We start from the raw sequence: 19,714 nt of genomic DNA on the forward strand, positions 1-19,714 counted from the left end.
CCGCCGAAATTTCCGTTATCCTATTTTTAACCTCAATCACTCTGAAAATGGAAAAAATTCACTTTCGATAATACATTGTTTTTAACATTTCCTTTCATTATTTTAATCACATCACTCTCTAGTGATTCTCTTAGTTCTTTCGTAAAAGAACATTTATCCAGAATATAGCTAATGATTTTTTTAGCTATTAAAGTAGTCATGCTTTCCCTTTCTTTGTGTAGAAATAAAACTAATTTTATAGCATTATATGCATCCTTTTTATCCTTTACTAGTTCGTCAATTCTTGTTAAGTTCGCAGCCATTATTGCATCTTTCAATGAAATATCTGCCAAACGAATCTCCTGAAATTTTTTTGTACTTATCATTCTTGGCAAATGACACTCTGGCTGAAATATGAAATTGATTAATCTGTCAATATCCAGAGTACTTAGCTGTCCACTCAGAGCGAACTCTTTTAGTTTCATATCTGAAGTGTTTTGTATAAATTTAATCAGATTTAATCCAATGGCGAGCTTCATGCTTTTCGTAGAATACATAGCAATATCATTATTTTTCTTGTTGCTTGTGTAAATGCTTGAGATTTCTTTTTCTGCTATTTCAAATTGTGATGTGAATTCTTTTTGCTCATGTTCAAAATCGGAGGTAATATATCCACCATAGTGATGATCTAATGTAACATAAGCATGTTTGAACTCATCCTTAACTATATAGGCATTAGACCCAAAATCCCATCCTTTATATTTTGTGTTGATAGGGTGGATGGTGTTTTTATCTGAGAATTCAACGCCAAAAAATACAAAATCATGATTCGATAAATCAGTAATTTCTTCATCTAAAGCGCGCGTCGTTGGGGGAGTGTCTAATGATTGCAGTTTTTTGTTTGAAAATATATTAAGTGTGCCTTTATTTGAGAGGTTAGAGTTAGTTTGATGCCTCAATACAACATCCGTATCAATTATTTTAGCTAACAGGAACCTTTCCTTCTTAGACAAAGGCTGAGTCTGTTTTATAATTTCATGAATATTTTCCCTTGAAATCCGATCTAAATATGCTAAGGCTTCCTTTCCTGTATTCGGAGAAAGTTTATATTTGTCCTTTTTGAAATGAAATCCTTCTGAGAACATAGTTAAATAGCATTTAGATGCTATCCTCTCTCGGAGTATGTTCTTTATTATATTTGCACTGTCTGTATGTTTTTTTGTGCCAAAGCACGCAAGTGAATTTTTTACCTCATGTATATTATTTGATATATTTCCTCGCTCATTGTTTTGGTAGGTTGTTTTTACATGCACATTAGACTGAAGAGATATGTCACTGGATGTTCCTGTGTTAAGAATATGCATTTTATTGTCCTGGTTGTAATGTTTCAATTCTATTTTAACTGTCTTGAAATCTTTAATTTTATCGATGTGATAATTCCCCCATTAAACCTGTGATGAAAAAATTTATAACCATCTTTCAGAGATTTATCAGCATTGAAATAATCATGGTGCTGATTAGCTATATATAGGATATAATTTAATGGCATAAGGTGTTGTAAGCGGGAAGCCGCCAAAATTTTGCGACTTCCGATGTGGCTTACGACAACGTCAGCTCTTCAATCATTGCATTCGCGGTTTCTGCATATACCATCAAACAAGTCTATCCGTAATAGAATTTGTGTGATTCAAAAGTATCAGGATCGAATAAATTATCTATGTAATCAGATATTGAGAACTCGGGAGTGTAATTATCATTATCGCCATAGTTCTCATTAACCGGCGCGATTGTTTCCAATATATATTCCTTCCCTTCTTTACCCTTCCAGTATGATTTTATGAAATCCTGCTCATCAATATGAGCGCATGATTTCTCACCGCCAATGTAGGGGTCTATAACAAGCCTTTTATCTTCATTATTAACTGTGAGATAAACATGATATTTACCAGACCATCTTTATTTTTTTTCATTTTCAGGATGAAAAACGATTTCTTCATCTTTCGCTTTAATAACTCTTATTTCTAGTTTGTCATTAACTTCTTTCCATAACTCTTTGTCTGACCTGATGGATTTAAGCAATTCCTGTATCTTTACATCACACGTGGGAAATCTTTCGACAGCATCTTCGAATGATTCTTGTTTATGTTGAAGTCTTCTGATTATGTTGGATTTCTGCTCTGATTTGGTGTTCTGGCTATTCAAAGGAACGTTGCCGCCAGTCACAGGATTATGTGAATTCCTTACATTTTTAATGATTTCTCCGGCAAGGTGGTGAGCTGTTTCTGACTCTTTTGGTTTTTTTTCATTGATATTGTAGGTGGTCAGACATGGATTATTACTGGATATGGTTAGCTCTGCGAGAGAGTTATTGACAGAAACTATTTCTTTTGTAATTCCTTTTTCACTTGATTGCTTTTTTTCAAAGGTTTCAGAGGCAGTACTAAGCGAAGAAACTCCAGCGCCTTGAGTATATGAATTTATATTTATCATTTTAAGTTACCTGTTGTTACGTGCAATAGTCCGGTAGATCGTTGGTCGTGAAACTGAAAATAACTCGGCGAGATCGCTGATTGAATACTGTCCTGTATCATGCATCCGACATAATTCTTTTTGCTGCTTATCAGAAAGTTTTGGCTGTTTTCCCCGTAGCTTTCCTTTTGCACGGGTAATAGCCATACCTTCGCGAGTTCGCAAACGAATAAGGTCTCCTTCAAACGGCACTGTTGCAAAGTTCGCTATGAGGTCCTGTTGTTTTTACTGAAAGGCCCTACATTTCAAAGGCTCTGCTCACCAGGCGCATCTCGCCCAGCGGATCACCATAATAAAATGGCGAGGCCTGGCCTTTGCGTAGTGCCCGCATCACTTCAATACCTTTTATTGTGGCGTAAGCCGTTTTCATGGATTTAAATCCTGGCGTGGCACCGATTATCCTTTTCAGTTTGCCGTGATCGCATTCAATGACGTTATTCCGGTACTTCATCTGTCGGTGTTCAACGTCAGGCGGGCATCTGCCTTCGCGTTTGAGCAGCGCCAGCGCACGGCCATAAGTGGGTGCCTTATCCGTGTTGATCAATCGCGGGATCTGCCACTTCTTCACGTTGTTGAGGATTTTCCCCAGGAACCGGTATGCAGCTTTACTGTTACGACGTGGGGAGAGATAAAAATCGACGGTGCGCCCCCTGTTGTCGACGGCACGATACAGATAAGCCCACCGACCATTCACCTTCACGTACATTTCATCAATGTGCCATGGGTTCAGATCGGAAGGATTACGCCAGTACCAGCGCAGTCGTTTTTCTATTTCAGGTGCATAACGCTGAACCCGGCGGTAAATCGTGGAGTGATCAACGTTGACACCGCGTTCGGCCAGCATCTCCTGCAGTTCACTATAGCTGATGCCGTATTTGCAGTGCAAGCGTACAGCCCACAGGATAATGTCACGCTGAAAATGCCGGCCTTTGAATGGGTTCATGTACTGCTCCGTCAGCAAAAGGTGACGATGAGTTTATCACCTCCTTATTTTTGCAACAGTGCCGGTTACACTCACTGGACAATGAAACCCCGAACGGTAGCCAAAGTAGGTACGTTTGTTGGCCGAACTATTCCTGTCGTTGGCTGGGTAATTTTAGCCTCTGATGTATCACAAATTTCATATAAAACCGTTCGTGATTACAATAAAATTGCTCGGGGTAATGATAAGGTATGGTAACGGACGAAGAGGTTCTTGAATTCTTTCGTAACGAGCTATCAACTTCGCTTAACTGGAAGTGGCGTCCAATCCCTCTGGAATTAGACATGCATCTACAGGACTATTGTGCTCCCGATGAACTTCCTTATGTGATTGAAGATTTTGGTCAGAAATTTGGTATTGATGTTTCTGCAATCAATATGAACCGTTACTGTCCGATAATAAAAATACCATTACTGAAGCGATTAACTAAAGGCCGCGAAATCATGAGAAAAATAATCTCTGAGCGCCCTCCATTCACGCTGAGAATGTTTGCTGAATCTGCCAGAGCTGGACGCTGGTTATATGATTAATCCCTCTCAGACCGGGGCATCGCCCTGGTATTATCATTAATACGATTTCCACGCTGAAAACACCCGGGGATCACCGAACGCATAGTGCCGGTATTCAGCAGTTGAATTTTACCCGCGATCTGATCGGGGATCACAGCCAGCGAGATCGAGGTTAGCAGAATATCTACCCGAACCGTCACACGCACACTAAGCCCGGAACTGACGCTGGCGATAATGTCCGTGCTGCCTGGGCCAACGGCCCTAAATAGCCCGTTACCGTCAATAATTCCTGCTGCGGTATTGGTGCTAATCCACGTTACCGGAAAGCTGGGTGCCAGATCTGCAGGCAATACCTGATCGGTGAACTGCTGCGTACTGCCAACGCCAGTATTGAGTGAGGAAGGGGTGACTACAATATTTGTTGGCGTAGGGTCGGGTTTGATATTGTCAGTCTGATCTGTTGTAACAATGTACATCAGCGCCAGATTCTTTGGCCGGGTTTCCGGCGCGATATTAACTGCTGGTGCAGGAGAGATTGAGAGATTTGTCCGGTTCGCGCTACGTACTGCCTGATTTTTTCCCCTCCCGGACTGTTTCTTGTCGGTGATGCGAAATATCAAATCGGGAATAGGACTCGATGCCAGCCCAATGCGCATGGTCAGGAATGCCGTGATCCTGATCGCTACCAATCGTACGACCAGAATCAGGATCGGTTGTAGAGCCGTGCGCCCAGCCCCTGATAAACTTCCCTCGCAAATCCGGCACGGCACCTGAAGGAAATACTGCATGTAATTTAGGATTCTTCGCCGTATCGAATCCCTGGCACCGCACCGGGTACGTTCTCAACTGGGCTGATGCAAACCAACGCACTACACGACCTGCTGGCAGAGTCCGGGGAAGTGATGGCAAAGAGGTATGCCAGTCTGCTACGGTCTGTATCGGGCATTCCTATGCGTCTGTCGGATACGATTACCTGCTGCGCTGATCGACAGCCTGCGTGAGCAACTGAGCGAGATACAACGGGCAGACAAGTGCATCACAGACACTGAGCAGGACAGGCCATCACCTGCGGGATCCTTCCATAAACAGGAGCGGTTTTAGTTACAACGGCTTATTGAGTGAAGAGTCAGATAATCCTGACCATCATTTTCCGGCTCGCTATGGTCGCCGTGCGCAACGCACCATCCGGGACATCAGCGACCTTGCCGCCTCGCCAGCCCATAAATTTGAAGCTGTCACGCGACAGGTCGATGTCGCAGAACCCGGCCAGTAACTCACGCGCTTTCAGCCCGGTCAGAATGATGGTTGCCCAGTGGTCGGTGACCGAGGTAAAAAACACCTGTCAACCCGGCCATTCGGTCTGGGGCCACAGCTCCAGCCACTCCAACACGGTGGACGCATTGCCGGTACTGGTGGTCATCAGGAAGTGATTCTCGCCAAGGCAGCCGGTGGTGCCGTCATCAAGGACCATGCCGTCATCACGGCACATCAGGCCATAGCGCACGCGACCGCTGCTCTTTTTTCAGCATGATTTGCACAATGCCATTACCACCAGCGATAAAAATGATGCACCGGACCCTGCCCCTTCCCCACCTCCAGCGAATCAGCCTGCTCAAGCGCACCCTGCAACCAGCGTTTAGCCTGTACTACGGTGTCGTGCCAGCCGCTATGACGTGGCCGCAGTGCCGCCAGCGCCGCGGAAAGCGTACAGCCGGTGCCGTGTGTGTTTTGCGTGTTTATCCTCGGTGAAGAGAAGCGCTGCTCGTCTTCTGCGGTGAAAAGCCAGCCCGGGCTTTCTGCCTCATCCAGGTGTCCACCCTTCATCAGCACCGCACGACAACCCATTGTCCGCAACGCTCTTCCCTGTTGGCGCATCTCACTTTCGCTACGAGCAATATCACACGCCAGCAGTGCCGCAGCTTCAGGCAGATTAGGAGTGATCAGCGATACCTGCGGTAGCAGGCGCTGGCGCAGCGTGGTCATTGCCTGTGGAGAAAGCAGCGCATCGCCGCTTTTTGCCAGCATCACCGTGTCCAGCACGACCCACGGGATCGCCGCAGTCCGCAGCCGATCAGCCACCACCTCAACGATATCGCTGTCACTGTCACTGAGCATGCCAATTTTTGCACTGTCGATACGCACATCGCTCAACACCGAGGCGAGCTGTGCGGCAACAAAATCCGGCTCTACGCGGTGGAAAGCCTGCACGCCACAGGTGTTTTGTGCGACGAGCGCAGTGATCACGCTGGTACCGTAAGCGCCAAGCGCCGAGAAGGTTTTCAAATCGGCCTGGATACCCGCGCCGCCGCTGGGATCGGTGCCTGCGATGGTCAGCGCATTAATCCGTTTCATCCCCCACACTCCTCAGACAAACGATAGCATTCGTCGAAAAACAACACGATAAAACTGCCCAAACGGCCGGAACGCGTATCAGCGATAGTGCACATATCAACAGCGTTCATACCGCACATGCCTCTGACAGCTGGAAAAGTTCGTCAATAAACTGCCGACCAAAACTGCCCGGCTCGCTGGCAGCGACCCTGGCGCTCTCCACCGCCAGGCTCATCATGCGACAGGCGCTGGCAATGTGTGTCAACCTGCCACCGGGCAGGGCGGCAAACCAGGCAACCAGTGCCAACCACCCGCGTCATCAGCGATGCGCCGCCCGGTATTTTTAAACCTTGCGTGCCATCAATGACGTAACCCACCGCCACCACAGCGCCGCTTCAGCAGCGTGCAGGCTGTCACCCCCGCCCTGTCAGACCAGTGCACTAATCTCCGACACATTGCAGCGAATGGCTGCTGGCCGGTATACCAGCAGGCGCTGGCAGAAATCACTGCGAAAGGTCAAGGCACCCACGACCACGGGATCGAGCGTCCGGGGTTTACCGGCGCGATTTGCCGCCGCCAGCATGGCTTCACCACGCGCGGCGGTCAGAGTACCAACATTGATCAGCACGGCATCGGCAAGCGTGACAAGTTCCGTCGCCTCCTGTGGCTCAGTAACCCTCCCTGGTGAAGCGCCCAACGCCAGTAAAACACTGGCGGTCAGTGCCTGCACAACATCGTTGATCATGCAGTGCACCAGCGGGCCATACTGACGAAATGGAAGCGATACAGAATGGCTTTACCTCCACCGGCAGGCTCAAGTGCATGAGCGCCAATGGCCGCGTGCTGACGTTTTATCAGCGTCACGGCTGGCAGCAAATCAACAACGGCGAAGGCGACCAGGGGCCGTATCTGTTGCTGCATTGCCGCAGGTAATGTGCGTGTTCTCACAAAAAGTGTTTACCGGGATCACATGGTACGGAATGCAATTCCTTCCGGTATCACCTCGCCAAGCCAGTAAAGCTGTGCGGCGACCAGACCGGCCAGTTCGCGGTATATCGCGGTAAACGCCCCTTCAGGACGGCGAATTACCGTTGGCTGTCCATCATCCAGATCTTCACGCAGGGTGATGTGCAGCGGTATCTGAGCCAACAGGCGGCTGTGATAATGCTCCACTAATTTTTCGGCCCCTCCGGTGCCAAAAATGGCTTCCCGATGACCACACTGGCTGCATATGTGCATGCTCATATTTTCCACCACGCCAAGTACTGGTACGCTGACTTTGTCAAACATCACAATTCCCTTACGCGCATCGGCAAGCGCCACATCCTGTGGCGTAGTCACCACAATGGCACCCGTTACCGGTATATTTTGCGCCAGCGTAAGCTGAATATCCCCGGTGCCTGGCGGCATATCCAGCACCAGATAATCCAGTTCCGGCCACAGGGTCTCATTGAGCAATTGCATCAGCGCCTTGCTGGCCATTGGGCCACGCCAGACCATAGCATTGTCATCGTTGGCCAGATAGCCGATAGAGTTCGTCGCCAGCCCGTGTGCCAGGATTGGTGCCATGTGCCTGCCATCAGGCGAGGTGGGACGTTCATCACGTGTACCCAGCATATCTGGAATTGAAGGGCCGTAAATATCCGCATCCAGCAGGCCGACCTTCGCCCCTTCCGCCGCCAGCGCCAGTGCAAGATTCACCGCGGTGCTGGACTTGCCGACCCCGCCTTTGCCTGAACTGACCGCAATAATGTTTTTAACCCCGTTGACGCCCACATGGTTTTTTACCCGTTTCAGGGTGGCTATATGATGATTCAGCCGCCAGCTGATAGCAGTGGCACCCGTGAGACGCAGCAGCTCTGCACTGCTGGCTTCCTTTAGCGCTGCGAAAGCGCTTTGCCAGACAAAGGGCATCACCAGTTCAAGATGCAGCGTCTGGTCCATCAACACACAATGACGCAACGCGTTCAGCTGGATGAGGTTTTGATCAAGGGTGGCATGCTCAAAGGTGCTTAATACACCGGCCACCTTCGCGTACAGCGCTTCCGGCGAGTATTTTTCCTCAGGATATGACATTGCCACGGCTCCTGTTTGTGCAATTTTGTTCAGCGGAGCATATCAGATATGGCGGGGACAGGTGCAGCACATGCAAAAAATGCCTCAGGCGGTGAGGGATGGTTTACGCAGGAAGCCCCTTTCGGTTACCATCAACCCCCTTTTTTAACAGGTATAGCAGCTCTTACTATGGCTCAAGTCGCGAAAAAATTATTGGTAACATGCGCATTGCCGTACGCCAACGGCCCTATTCATCTTGGCCACATGCTCGAGCATATTCAGGCAGATATTTGGGTGCGCTACCAGCGAATGCGCGGCAACGAGGTTTACTTCATCTGTGCCGATGACGCTCACGGAACGCCGATAATGCTGAAGGCACAACAGCAGGGCGTCACGCCTGAGCAGATGATTGCCGAAATGAGTCAGGAGCATCAGACCGACTTCGCGGGTTTCAATATCAGTTACGATAACTATCACTCGACGCACAGTGATGAAAACCGTGAACTGTCCACCCTGATTTATTCCTGTCTGAAAGAGAACGGTTTTATCAAAAACCGCACTATTTCTCAGCTTTACGACCCGGAAAAAGACATGTTTCTGCCGGATCGTTTTGTGAAGGGCTCCTGCCCGAAATGCAAAGCGGTCGATCAATACGGTGACAACTGTGAGGTTTGCAGCGCCACCTACAGCCCGGCGGAGCTTATCAATCCAAAGTCTGCTGTTTCCGGTGCCACGCCGGTGATGCGCGATTCGGAACATTTCTTTTTTGATCTGCCAGAATTCGGCACCATGCTGCAGGCGTGGACCCGTTCCGGGGCGTTACAGGCCCAGGTTGCTAATAAAATGCAGGAGTGGTTTGCAGCCGGGCTGCAACAGTGGGATATTTCCCGCGATGCGCCCTACTTCGGTTTTGAAATCCCGGATGCACCAGGTAAATATTTTTACGTCTGGCTGGATGCGCCGGTTGGCTATATGGGCTCGTTCAAAAACCTGTGCGACCGCCGCGGCGACATCGATTTCGATGCATTCTGGCGCAAGGATTCAAACGCCGGGCTGTATCATTTTATTGGCAAAGATATCGTTTATTTCCACAGCCTGTTCTGGCCGGCCATGCTGGAAGGCAGCCGTTTTCGCAAGCCAACCAACCTGTTTGTTCACGGCTATGTCACGGTAAACGGCGCGAAAATGTCTAAATCCCGCGGCACCTTTATTAAGGCCAGCACCTGGCTGCAACATCTTGATGCTGACAGCCTGCGTTATTATTACGCCGCGAGGCTTTCACCGCACATTGATGATATCGACCTCAATCTGGAAGATTTTGTCCAGCGCGTTAATGCCGATATCGTCAATAAAGTGGTGAACCTGGCGTCGCGTAATGCGGGTTTTATCACTAAACGCTTCGACGGCAAACTTTCGGCTGAACTGGCCGATCCGACACTGTATAAAACCTTTACCGATGCCTCTGCCCGCATTGCTGAAGCCTGGGAAAGTCGTGAATTCAGCCGCGCCATCCGTGACATCATGGCGCTGGCCGATGCGGCCAATCGCTATGTTGACGAACAGGCCCCATGGACGGTGGCAAAGCAGAAGGGCCGCGAGGCTGACCTGCAGGCGATCTGCTCAATGGGCATCAATCTGTTCCGCGTGCTGATGACCTGGCTAAAACCGGTGCTGCCGGGCCTGAGCGAACGTGCAGAAGCTTTCCTCAATCAGTCTCTGAACTGGGATGATATTGAGCAGCCGCTGCTAGGTCATACTGTTGCGCCCTTTAAGGCACTCTATCAGCGTATTGAGATGGACAAGGTGAATGCGCTACTGGACGCCTCAAAACAAGACAACGCTGCCGCAAATAAGCAGGCATTGAGTCGGCCGCTGGCCAATGCGCCGCTGCAGGAAACCATTACGTTTGATGATTTTGCCAAAGTAGATATGCGCATTGCGCTGATACAAAACGCCGAATTTGTCGATGGTTCGGACAAACTGCTGCGCCTGACCCTGGATCTGGGCGGTGAAACACGCAATGTTTTTTCCGGTATTCGCGCAGCCTATCCAGATCCGGCTGTGCTCAATGGCCGTCTGACAGTGATGGTCGCCAACCTCGCACCGCGTAAAATGCGTTTTGGTATTTCTGAAGGTATGGTGATGGCAGCAGGCCCCGGAGGCAGCGATATTTTTCTGCTTTCCCCGGACAGCGGCGCACAGCCTGGCATGCAGGTGACATAACCCTGCGGCAGCGCCATCGCACCACCAGACAGCAAGGGCGGATATTCCGCCCTTTTTTACGCAGGTGGGGTGTCTTCAGGAACATACGCTTAGTGACACAAAGAGCACGTTACTCGTAAGGTTAATGCTAATAAAAACAGGGTCTTGTCATGCGCAGTACGCTTTATGCAGGCGGGCGCTATCTTCGCGCTTTCCTGATTATTTACCTCTCACTGTGGGCCGGTAACGGCATCGCCTCACTGTTACCGGTGATGATCCCCGGCAGCATTATCGGCATACTGCTTTTGTTTGCGCTGCTTGCCAGCCAGCTGCTGCCGGTCCGTTGGGTACAGCCAGGCAGCAGACTGCTGATCCGCTACATGGCGCTGCTGTTTGTTCCCATCAGCGTTGGCGTAATGGAACACACCGATATTCTCCGCGCCCAGTTTGGCCCGATTGTGGTTTCCGTGGCGCTGAGTACCTTTATCGTATTGATTACCGTCGGTCTGGCTTCACACAAGCTGCACGGTCGTGCGACGCTCAAGCCGGGAGCGAGCGATGAGTGACATCTGGTGGTCCCTGCCGCTGACGCTGGGAACGTTTTTTTCTGCACGTAAACTGGCGGCCAGGGTTAACCTCTCATTTTTTAATCCCCTGCTGATTTCTATGGCGGCTATTATTCCGTTACTGCTGGTCATCAATATGCCTTACGCTCGCTACTTCGACGGCAGTAAGGTGCTGAATCAGCTACTTCAGCCTGCAGTGGTAGCCCTAGCTGTACCGCTGTACGAGCAGCTGCATCAGATTCGCGCACGCTGGAAATCGATTATTGGCATTTGCTTCATTGGCAGCCTGACCGCGATGATCTCCGGTACCGCCATTGCGCTGTGGATGGGGGCGACGCCACAGATCGCCGCCACCGTTATGCCAAAGTCGGTGACAACGCCGATTGCCATGGCGGTATCGTCCACGCTAGGAGGTGTCCCGGCAATCAGCGCCATCTGCGTACTAATAGCCGGAGTGCTGGGCGCGGTATTTGGACATATGCTGTTGGACAGACTTCGTATTCGTCTGAAATCCGCGCGAGGTCTGGCCATCGGCAATGCTTCCCACGCGTTGGGGACAGCGCGCTGTGCCGAGCTGGATTATCAGGAAGGGACTTACAGCTCGCTGGCACTGGTAATTTGCGGCATTATTACCTCTTTACTGGCACCGTTACTGTTTCCACTGTTGTTACATCTCTGGCAATGAACTTTGATTCCATTCACATATTTTTTATATTTGTTTCATAAACTGCATTATTAGCGTGATAAAAATCACATTAATAAACCTCGCGGCCCGCCATGATAACGGGCCGTAATCGTGAAAGAGATTTGCCATGCAATCCCGTTTTCAGACTGCCCTGGCCAGCCTGCCGCCTTTGTTGCAGACTGCCGTTTTTCCTTTTCTCAACGCCAACGATTTTCCAGGCTACTTTACATCCGGCCAGGTCTCCGCCATTTTGTCCGAAAGCGGCCTTGACCACCGTGAACTGACGTTTGCTTTGCTGCCGCTGGCGGCCGCCTGCGCGGTAACGCCCCTTTCCGGCTTTAACGTTGGCGCTGTCGCACTGGGCGAAAGCGGCCACTTATGGTTTGGCGCTAATATGGAATTCCCCGGCGCAACCATGCAGCAAACCGTGCATGCCGAGCAGAGCGCCGTTACCCATGCGTGGATGCGCGGCGAAACCAGGCTGGTGGCAATGACCATCAACTATACGCCGTGCGGCCACTGTCGCCAGTTTATGAATGAACTGAACAGCGCAACCACCCTGTCGATTCATCTGCCCGGACGCCCGCCTGCACTGCTGGTGGATTATCTGCCGGACACGTTTGGCCCGCGCGATTTATCGATCCACACCCTGCTGCTCGACCCAGTAGACCACGGTCTCGTCATCAAGGGCAATCCCCTTCACCGGGCCGCGTTAGACGCCGCTAACCGCAGTTACGCACCCTATTCTCAGGCACTGAGCGGCGTGGCCCTGCAAACCGCTGATGGCACCATTTTTTCCGGCAGCTACGCCGAGAATGCCGCGTTCAATCCCAGCCTTCCGCCACTACAGGCAGCGCTTATTCTGCTCAATATGAGCGGCTATGACATGCAGGATATTCAGCGTGCAATGCTGGCTGAAGAAGCTGATGCGAAGCTGATTCAGCGCCACGCAACTGAGGCAACGCTTCAGGCGCTGGGGTGCCGCGATATCACCCTGATTCCTTTACGTTAATGTTGTCAATTGCACAAAATCAACAGCCCTTGTGAATAGCTGCTAACAAAAGCTGTACTTTCATGCGAATTATTCTAGGATTGCCCCACAACATTATCCTCCGAATGAGTATTACTGACATGGAACTCGAACACGAAAGTAAACGGCCACTTTATATCCCTTATGCTGGCCCTATTTTACTGGAATTTCCCCTATTAAATAAAGGCAGCGCCTTTTCCGTTGAGGAACGCAATGAATTCAATTTGCGTGGACTACTGCCCGAAACGGTAGAAACCATCGAAGAACAGGCGCAACGCGCCTGGCGTCAGTTCCAGGACTTCAAAAACGATAACGATAAACATGTCTACCTGCGCAACATCCAGGATACTAACGAAACGCTGTTCTACCGGCTGCTGGACAATCATCTTGAAGAGATGATGCCGATTATCTATACCCCAACTGTGGGGGCCGCCTGCGAGCACTTCTCGGAAATTTATCGCCGCGCCCGTGGCGTATTTATCTCCTATCCGAATCGCGAAAATATTGAAGATATGTTGCAAAACGCCACCAAGCAGAACGTTAAGGTGATTGTGGTCACCGACGGCGAACGAATTCTTGGGCTGGGCGATCAGGGTATCGGCGGAATGGGCATTCCAATCGGCAAACTGTCGCTCTATACCGCCTGCGGCGGCATCAGCCCGGCCTATACCCTGCCTATCGTGCTGGATGTCGGCACCAACAATCAGCAGTTGCTGAACGACCCGCTGTACATGGGCTGGCGTCATCCGCGAATTACCGGCGAAGAGTACGATCAGTTTGTTGATGAATTTATTCAGGCAGTAAAAAGTCGTTGGCCGAATGTACTGCTGCAGTTCGAAGACTTTGCGCAGAAAAATGCCATGCCGCTGCTGGAACGTTACCGGAATGAAGTATGCTGCTTTAATGACGATATTCAGGGTACCGCATCGGTGACGCTGGGTACGCTGATTGCCGCCAGCCGCGCGGCTGGCAGCAAACTAAGTGAGCAAAAGGTGGTATTCCTTGGGGCCGGTTCCGCGGGCTGCGGCATCGCCGAGCAAATTGTTGCTGAAATGAAATCGGAAGGCCTGAGTGACGATGAAGCGCGCGCCCGCGTGTTTATTGTCGATCGTTTTGGCCTGCTTACCGACAAATTGCCCAATTTGATCAGTTTCCAAAGCAAGCTGGTGCAGAAAAGCGACAATCTGAGCGACTGGGATTCTTCATCCGATTCGCTATCGCTGCTTGACGTGGTCCGCAATGCCCGGCCGGACATCCTGATTGGTGTCTCCGGTCAGACTGGCTTGTTCAGTGAAGAGATTATTCGGGAAATGCATAAGCACTGCCCACGGCCCATCGTGATGCCGTTGTCCAACCCCACCTCGCGCGTGGAAGCAACGCCGCAGGATATTCTGACATGGACCAATGGCGAAGCGCTGGTTGCCACCGGCAGCCCGTTCACACCAGTGACGCTGAAGGAAAAAACATACCCTATTGCCCAGTGTAATAACTCCTATATTTTCCCCGGTGTTGGCCTGGGCGTTATCGCTTCTGGTGCAACCCGCGTAACCGATTCGATGCTGATGGCAGCCAGCCGCGCACTGGCGGAATGTTCCCCGCTGGTTAACGATGGCAAAGGCCCGGTGCTGCCCGAGGTCAAAGATATTCAGGGCGTGTCAAAGGTGATTGCCATGGCGGTGGGCAAAGCGGCACAGGAAGCCGGCGTAGCCGTTGCCACCACGGAGGATGTCCTGTCCCGCGCCATCTCCGCCAACTTCTGGCTGCCGCAATACCGTCACTATCGACGTACCTCTATCTGAGGGCGTTCGCCGGGTGGCTCTTCGCCCGGCGAACGGACGCGACGTCCGATAATCACTAGTGAGCACCAGTGCGGCTTATAACATCGGGCGAGTTCTCGCCTGTGCTGCCAGTCTGGGGCAACATAAGCACAAAATCCTACCCTGTACCGTTATGCTGCTTGCTTCACCTCGCTGGGTAAAGTAGCCTTGAGCCACCTTTTTACGCCAATTTTGAGCAGCGTCCGGCATGGTAAAACGCTTGATTTACGGTCTGATTATCATCGTTATTCTGTTGGCTGCATCGGCGCTCGCCCTGGATCGCTGGATCAGCGCGAAAACAGTACCCTGGGTTTATTCCAGCCTGAAATCGCTGCCCCACCGTCAGGTTGGCGTGGTACTGGGAACGGCAAAATATTATCGTAGCGGAGGTATTAATCAATATTATCTTTATCGCATTCAGGGTGCGCTCAATGCGTATAACAGCGGCAAAGTTAATTATCTGCTGCTGAGTGGCGATAACGCACAGCACAGTTATAACGAGCCTGTGACCATGCGTCGTGATTTGATCGCAGCAGGCGTTCCACCTTCGGATATCGTGCTGGATTATGCCGGGTTCCGCACCCTGGACTCTATTGTACGTACCCGCAAGGTGTTTGACACCAATGACTTTATTATTATCACGCAGCGTTTCCACTGCGAGCGGGCGCTGTTTATCGCCATGCATATGGGCATTCAGGCGCAGTGCTACGCCGTCCCCTCCCCCAAAAATATGCTGAATATTCGTCTGCGGGAAGTAGGCGCACGGCTGGGTGCGCTCACCGACCTTTATCTGATGAAGCGTGAGCCTCGTTTTCTGGGGCCAATGGTGCCTATCCCAGCGCGATACGAAGTACCGGAAGATGCACAAAGCTATCCGGCGGTGACGCCGGAACAGCTGCTGGAGCTTGAGCAAAAGCTGAAAGCACCCGCCGCGCCTGCCGATGTAGCGCAACCTGCGCCCGCTCAGTTCCGACCGCCGTTTCGGTTCTCGCCCCCTGGCGGCAATCTGAATTCCGATGCGGCCGTTTCTCCCTGCCGTGCCGAAAAGCCATAACCTTACGTTTATATGACATCACCAGGTCGCTGCCCACTCGTTCCTCAGTGGCTGCGCTGATTGCCATCACGACACTGACATACACTGATTGCTCCATTCTAAGGCTGTATTTTTGGTCAGGGATATGCCGCAGAAGGACATTGTCTTTGGCGTATAGAACAGCATTGCACATATCATTACACCAGTGAGAGATCCTTCTTTGTTGCAAACAGCTTTCTGTGCGCCCGCCTGAGGAAAATCAGACGTCCATCGTGATTTAGTCGGATTCCCACCGCAGGATCGTTCATACTTTCAGCACCACGCCGGTTTGATTTCTGCGGTAAACACTGTCTGTGCACAGAATAAGATTAAATACACCTGCGAGCGGCGCGTTAATGACAGAGCCAGCAGCACTGGAGGTGCATTGTGCAAACCAGATACTGTTGGCAATAGCACGGGTGCAGCCTGCTTTCCTGTTAACAACAGAAAGCCAGCCCGGATTGCCCCTCACCGCGGTAAGCTCAGTACATGACCAGGGAAGCAGGGCAGTCCCTTTTAAAGCCAGAGTGATAGCACCTCTGGCAGAATGTTTCTGAAGGTCACTGCCAGTCTGTTATTACTTTTGCACAATCCCTCGCATCATTCAAATTCTGAGGATGGCGTTTGCGCTACCCGTAAAAAACCACCTGTATAGCAGGTGGCATTGATTTCGCCCCACAGGGGCGCACTAAGTCCAGACTCAGAGAGCCTTCCCTTCACACTGCTTTCAGTGGAAGCTGGCTCTCTTCAACTTCATGTTTTTCCTGATACTTCACGTACTTTATTATCATTTCTTCGTTTATACCTACGGTATCGACACAATAACCTCTTGCCCAAAAATCATTCCCCCACTGCTTGTTCTTACGCAGGCAGGGAAATTTACTGAACAATCGAAGGGCTGTTTTACCCTTTAAGTCGCCTGTTACATGGGAAATCGAAAGCCGTGGAGGCACTTTTACCCGCAAAGGGACATGGTCTGTCTGGACATTCAGCTCCACTACTTCTATCCCGGGCTGCTCACCTGAGATCCTTATCGGCTTACAGACCTCTTTACCAACATTGTTACTAAGGATGCGAAACCGGTACCTGGGTGTCCATACGATATGATATTGACAACACCAGAGCACATGAGATGCTTTCTGGAATCTGCTCATGGTTAAATCCCTGGCAGTTATGGGGATAATAGATTCGGATTTTCCCATGAGTAGCATGACTGGCAGAGCCAGCTTATTGCTGACCACCTCCACAGGAAGTGGTGTTCATGCAGGGATAAAAAAACCAGACGGTATAAACCGTCTGGTCCTGGTGTTGACAACAAAAGTTACTTCTTGCGGGCGTATTTGAGTGAATCCAGCGCTACAGCGAAAATGATAATGCCGCCTTTGATAATATACTGCCAGTAAGGATTCACTCCGATATAGGTTAAACCGTAGTTAATAACGGTGAAGATCAGTACGCCGGTTACCACGCCAGCAACCGTGCCCACGCCACCGGCGAAGGAGACACCACCGACCACGCAGGCAGCAATGGCGTCGAGTTCGTACATAAAACCCAGGTTGTTGGTAGCAGAACCGATACGGCCAGCTTCCAACATGCCGCCGAATGCGTAGAACACACCGGACAGGGCATAAATCAGAATCAGGTTGAAGTTAACGTTCACCCCAGAAACCTTGGCCGCTTCCGGGTTACCGCCGATGGCAAAAATGTTTTTACCGAAGCGGGTTTTGTTCCAGAGGATCCAAACAAAGAAAATGGCAATGGCCGCATAAAAAGTGATGTAAGAAAGCTTGAAGTCACCAAAGCGGATAAAGCCCTGCGCAAAGGTGGAAAACTTATCATCAAACCCGGCAATCGGAGAGGCACCCACATAGTCGTAATAGAGCGAGTTAATACCGTAAACGATAATCATGGTGCCCAGGGTAGTGATAAAGGGCGTCACCTTAAGATAAGCGATAATCAGGCCGTTAATCAGACCAATTATTCCGCCGATGACGCAGACGGCCAGGATCACCAATGGAATAGGCACCGTGTCCAGATGAGGAAAAACCTTATTAGCGTTGTCCATGGCCTGGAGCAACGTCGCCGCCACCACCGCCGCCAGCCCCACCTGACGACCGGCAGAAAGATCGGTACCCTGGGTGACGATCAGTCCGGCTACGCCAAGTGCAATAATAATACGGACAGAAGACTGGGTAAGAATGTTACTCAGGTTGGTCAAACTTAAGAATGTCGGATCCTGGAAAATAATAATTGCCAGCAATACCAGCAACACCACATATATCCCACCCTCTTTTAACCAGGTGAGCGCATTTTTTTTATTTACAGCATTCATGGTCACAGCCCTTACCTTATTAAAGGTGCTTCGATGCCAAACGTAATATTTCGTTTTGCGTAGTCGTTTTGGTTTCAACAATACCTGCCACCATGCCGTTACTCATTACCAGAACCCTGTCGGTAATACCTAATAGCTCTGGCATTTCGGAAGAGATAATAATGATGCCCTTTTCTCTCTTCGCCAGTTCAGCAATCAGTTGATAAATTTCGAACTTCGCCCCGACGTCAATACCGCGCGTAGGTTCATCCAACATCAAAATTTCTGGCTGGGTTAATAACCAGCGACCAATAATAACTTTTTGCTGATTCCCCCCGGACAAAGAACCAATTGATGTGGCATGCCCCGGTGTTTTTACCCGCATGGAATCAATAACCCATTGGGTATCACTTTTCATTCGGCTGTTATCAAGAAGGCCAAGGCTGTTTTTATATTTACGGATATTTGAAATCAGTGAATTAAACCCGATATCCAGAAAAGCATAGATACCCGTTGCGCGCCGCTCTTCTGTAACCAGCGCAAAACCGTTGTTAATCGCTTCGTTGGCGCTGTTGTTATTAATTTTTTTACCGTGAAGCCTGATTGTCCCACCCGACTTCTCGCGGATTCCAAACAGCGTTTCCACAATATCGGTACGCTTTGCGCCAACCAGCCCTGCCACGCCGAGAATTTCACCCTTGCGCAGATCGAACGATATATCACGAATAGAAGGCTGACGCAGGGACGTCAGGTTGCGTACTTCAAGGATGGTTTCACCCGGCGTGTTGGTTTTATCCGGGAAGCGCTGGCTGAGTGAGCGTCCTACCATCATGGCAATGATTTTATCCATGTCCAGTCCGTCAAGCGGCTGGGTAGCGATCCACTGTCCATCGCGCAGAATAGTGATTTCATCGCAGAGCTGGAATATTTCTTCCATTTTGTGCGAGATATAAACAATACCGCAGCCGCGATCTTTCAGCTTACGAATAATAGTAAAAAGGTGGTTAACTTCTTTTTCCGTTAATGATGACGTTGGCTCATCCATAATGACGATTTTCGCATCATAGGAAAAAGCTTTGGCAATTTCGATCATCTGCATTTGCGAAACAGAAAGAGAAACGACCTTGTCACGTGGGTCGATGTCAATATCCAGTTCGTCAAATATCGCTTTGGTATCGCGGTACATTTTGTCCTGATCGACAAAAAAACCTTTGCGCGGATAACGACCCAGCCACATGTTATCCATTACCGTGCGCTGCAGCACCAGGTTTAATTCCTGATGAACCATTGAAACGCCATTTTCCAGTGCTTCTTTAGAACTTTTGAAATCGATTTCACGGCCCTGGAAAACAACACTTCCGTTGTCTTTGCTGTATATACCAAACAGGCATTTTAATAATGTTGATTTTCCGGCGCCATTCTCACCCATTAAAGCGTGCACCGAATGCGGGCGGATTTTTAAATTTACGTTGTCCAGTGCCTTAACACCGGGAAATGATTTACTGACGTTGGTCATTTCCAGCAAATATTCGCGCTGTTCGGGTTGTTTATCGCTGCCCATAATTCTACCTGGCTTAACATTGAGTGAAACCGGAACCTGACGGCTGCCCCGGAAAAGGGCGCACCTGACTGCGCCCATACCCGTG

General features: G+C 50.0%; 19 protein-coding genes and 3 pseudogenes. 8 read left to right on the forward strand and 14 right to left on the reverse strand.

The window, feature by feature from the left end; genetic code table 11:
* Positions 1-32: 32 nt before the first annotated feature.
* The 4 genes and pseudogenes from LU633_RS16740 to LU633_RS16755 form a co-directional block, all read right to left on the reverse strand.
* Entirely contained in the window at positions 33-1,343 is a 1,311-nt protein-coding gene (locus LU633_RS16740) for a T3SS effector OspC family protein (RefSeq protein ID WP_016189879.1), read from the reverse strand.
* Positions 1,344-1,935: 592 nt separating this feature from the next.
* Complete coding sequence (locus LU633_RS16745) at positions 1,936-2,469, reverse strand: hypothetical protein (protein WP_016189880.1); 534 nt, start codon at positions 2,467-2,469, stop codon at positions 1,936-1,938.
* A gap of 6 nt (positions 2,470-2,475) precedes the next feature.
* Positions 2,476-2,724 (reverse strand): annotated as a pseudogene (locus LU633_RS16750) (Hin recombinase); the annotation flags it as partial.
* 22 nt (positions 2,725-2,746) lie between these two features.
* Positions 2,747-3,451 (reverse strand): IS6 family transposase, encoded by a 705-nt coding sequence (locus LU633_RS16755; RefSeq protein WP_016189882.1) that lies wholly within the window; start codon positions 3,449-3,451, stop codon positions 2,747-2,749.
* A gap of 63 nt (positions 3,452-3,514) precedes the next feature.
* Between LU633_RS16755 and LU633_RS26265 the strand changes: the two are divergent.
* Together LU633_RS26265 and LU633_RS16760 are read left to right on the forward strand one after the other, a co-directional pair.
* Positions 3,515-3,688, forward strand: a pseudogene (locus LU633_RS26265) (STM2901 family protein); the annotation flags it as partial.
* Positions 3,682-4,020, forward strand: a complete 339-nt coding sequence (locus tag LU633_RS16760; RefSeq protein WP_040465293.1) for a DUF1493 family protein — start codon at positions 3,682-3,684, stop codon at positions 4,018-4,020. The pseudogene LU633_RS26265 and the gene LU633_RS16760, both read left to right, overlap by 7 nt.
* On the opposite strand, the gene LU633_RS16765 is transcribed toward LU633_RS16760, so the two are convergent.
* From LU633_RS16765 to apbC, 7 genes and pseudogenes are all read right to left on the reverse strand, one after another.
* Positions 4,017-4,655 carry an Ig-like domain-containing protein gene (locus LU633_RS16765; RefSeq protein WP_016189885.1) on the reverse strand — a complete coding sequence of 213 codons (639 nt, stop codon included), beginning with the start codon at positions 4,653-4,655 and terminating at the stop codon, positions 4,017-4,019. The genes LU633_RS16760 and LU633_RS16765 overlap by 4 nt on opposite strands.
* 470 nt (positions 4,656-5,125) lie before the next feature.
* Positions 5,126-5,338: a hypothetical protein gene (locus LU633_RS16770; RefSeq protein WP_040465294.1), complete on the reverse strand. Its 213-nt coding sequence runs from the start codon at positions 5,336-5,338 to the stop codon at positions 5,126-5,128.
* Between the two features lie 3 nt (positions 5,339-5,341).
* Positions 5,342-5,503, reverse strand: coding sequence for a hypothetical protein (locus tag LU633_RS16775; RefSeq protein WP_232426805.1), 162 nt, complete (start codon positions 5,501-5,503; stop codon positions 5,342-5,344).
* Between the two features lie 41 nt (positions 5,504-5,544).
* The gene (thiD, locus tag LU633_RS16780; RefSeq protein ID WP_016189886.1) at positions 5,545-6,351 is read right to left on the reverse strand and encodes a bifunctional hydroxymethylpyrimidine kinase/phosphomethylpyrimidine kinase; all 807 of its coding nucleotides are present in this window, start codon (positions 6,349-6,351) and stop codon (positions 5,545-5,547) included.
* Between the two features lie 106 nt (positions 6,352-6,457).
* Positions 6,458-7,075: pseudogene (locus LU633_RS16785) on the reverse strand (hydroxyethylthiazole kinase).
* A complete protein-coding gene (locus LU633_RS16790) occupies positions 7,072-7,278 on the reverse strand; it encodes a hypothetical protein (RefSeq protein WP_152664180.1) in 207 nt (68 codons plus the stop codon). The pseudogene LU633_RS16785 and the gene LU633_RS16790 overlap by 4 nt, the downstream one beginning before the upstream one ends.
* A gap of 18 nt (positions 7,279-7,296) precedes the next feature.
* Positions 7,297-8,406, reverse strand: a complete 1,110-nt coding sequence (gene apbC / locus LU633_RS16795; RefSeq protein WP_016189889.1) for an iron-sulfur cluster carrier protein ApbC — start codon at positions 8,404-8,406, stop codon at positions 7,297-7,299.
* A 168-nt stretch (positions 8,407-8,574) separates the two neighbouring features.
* On the opposite strand from apbC, the gene metG reads away from it, so the two are divergent.
* From metG to sanA, 6 genes are all read left to right on the forward strand, one after another.
* Complete coding sequence (gene metG / locus LU633_RS16800) at positions 8,575-10,608, forward strand: methionine--tRNA ligase (RefSeq protein ID WP_016189890.1); 2,034 nt, start codon at positions 8,575-8,577, stop codon at positions 10,606-10,608.
* 149 nt (positions 10,609-10,757) lie between these two features.
* Positions 10,758-11,153, forward strand: coding sequence for a CidA/LrgA family protein (locus tag LU633_RS16805; protein WP_016189891.1), 396 nt, complete (start codon positions 10,758-10,760; stop codon positions 11,151-11,153).
* Positions 11,146-11,838 carry a CidB/LrgB family autolysis modulator gene (locus LU633_RS16810; protein WP_016189892.1) on the forward strand — a complete coding sequence of 231 codons (693 nt, stop codon included), beginning with the start codon at positions 11,146-11,148 and terminating at the stop codon, positions 11,836-11,838. The genes LU633_RS16805 and LU633_RS16810 overlap by 8 nt, the downstream gene beginning before the upstream one ends.
* A 127-nt stretch (positions 11,839-11,965) precedes the next feature.
* On the forward strand, positions 11,966-12,850 hold the full coding sequence (gene cdd, locus LU633_RS16815; RefSeq protein WP_016189893.1) for a cytidine deaminase: 885 nt from the start codon (positions 11,966-11,968) through the stop codon (positions 12,848-12,850).
* Between the two features lie 119 nt (positions 12,851-12,969).
* Positions 12,970-14,667, forward strand: coding sequence for an NAD-dependent malic enzyme (locus tag LU633_RS16820; protein ID WP_016189894.1), 1,698 nt, complete (start codon positions 12,970-12,972; stop codon positions 14,665-14,667).
* A 226-nt stretch (positions 14,668-14,893) separates the two neighbouring features.
* Positions 14,894-15,739 (forward strand): outer membrane permeability protein SanA, encoded by an 846-nt coding sequence (gene sanA / locus LU633_RS16825; protein ID WP_016189895.1) that lies wholly within the window; start codon positions 14,894-14,896, stop codon positions 15,737-15,739.
* A gap of 734 nt (positions 15,740-16,473) precedes the next feature.
* On the opposite strand, the gene tnpA is transcribed toward sanA, so the two are convergent.
* From tnpA to mglA, 3 genes are all read right to left on the reverse strand, one after another.
* On the reverse strand, positions 16,474-16,911 hold the full coding sequence (gene tnpA / locus LU633_RS16830; RefSeq protein ID WP_046371950.1) for an IS200/IS605 family transposase: 438 nt from the start codon (positions 16,909-16,911) through the stop codon (positions 16,474-16,476).
* Between the two features lie 167 nt (positions 16,912-17,078).
* Positions 17,079-18,089, reverse strand: a complete 1,011-nt coding sequence (gene mglC, locus LU633_RS16835; protein WP_016189897.1) for a galactose/methyl galactoside ABC transporter permease MglC — start codon at positions 18,087-18,089, stop codon at positions 17,079-17,081.
* A 19-nt stretch (positions 18,090-18,108) separates the two neighbouring features.
* Entirely contained in the window at positions 18,109-19,629 is a 1,521-nt protein-coding gene (gene mglA, locus LU633_RS16840; protein ID WP_016189898.1) for a galactose/methyl galactoside ABC transporter ATP-binding protein MglA, read from the reverse strand.
* Between the last annotated feature and the right edge of the window lie 85 nt (positions 19,630-19,714).

It is taken from the genome of Erwinia tracheiphila (genome assembly GCF_021365465.1).
GTDB lineage: Bacteria > Pseudomonadota > Gammaproteobacteria > Enterobacterales > Enterobacteriaceae > Erwinia > Erwinia tracheiphila.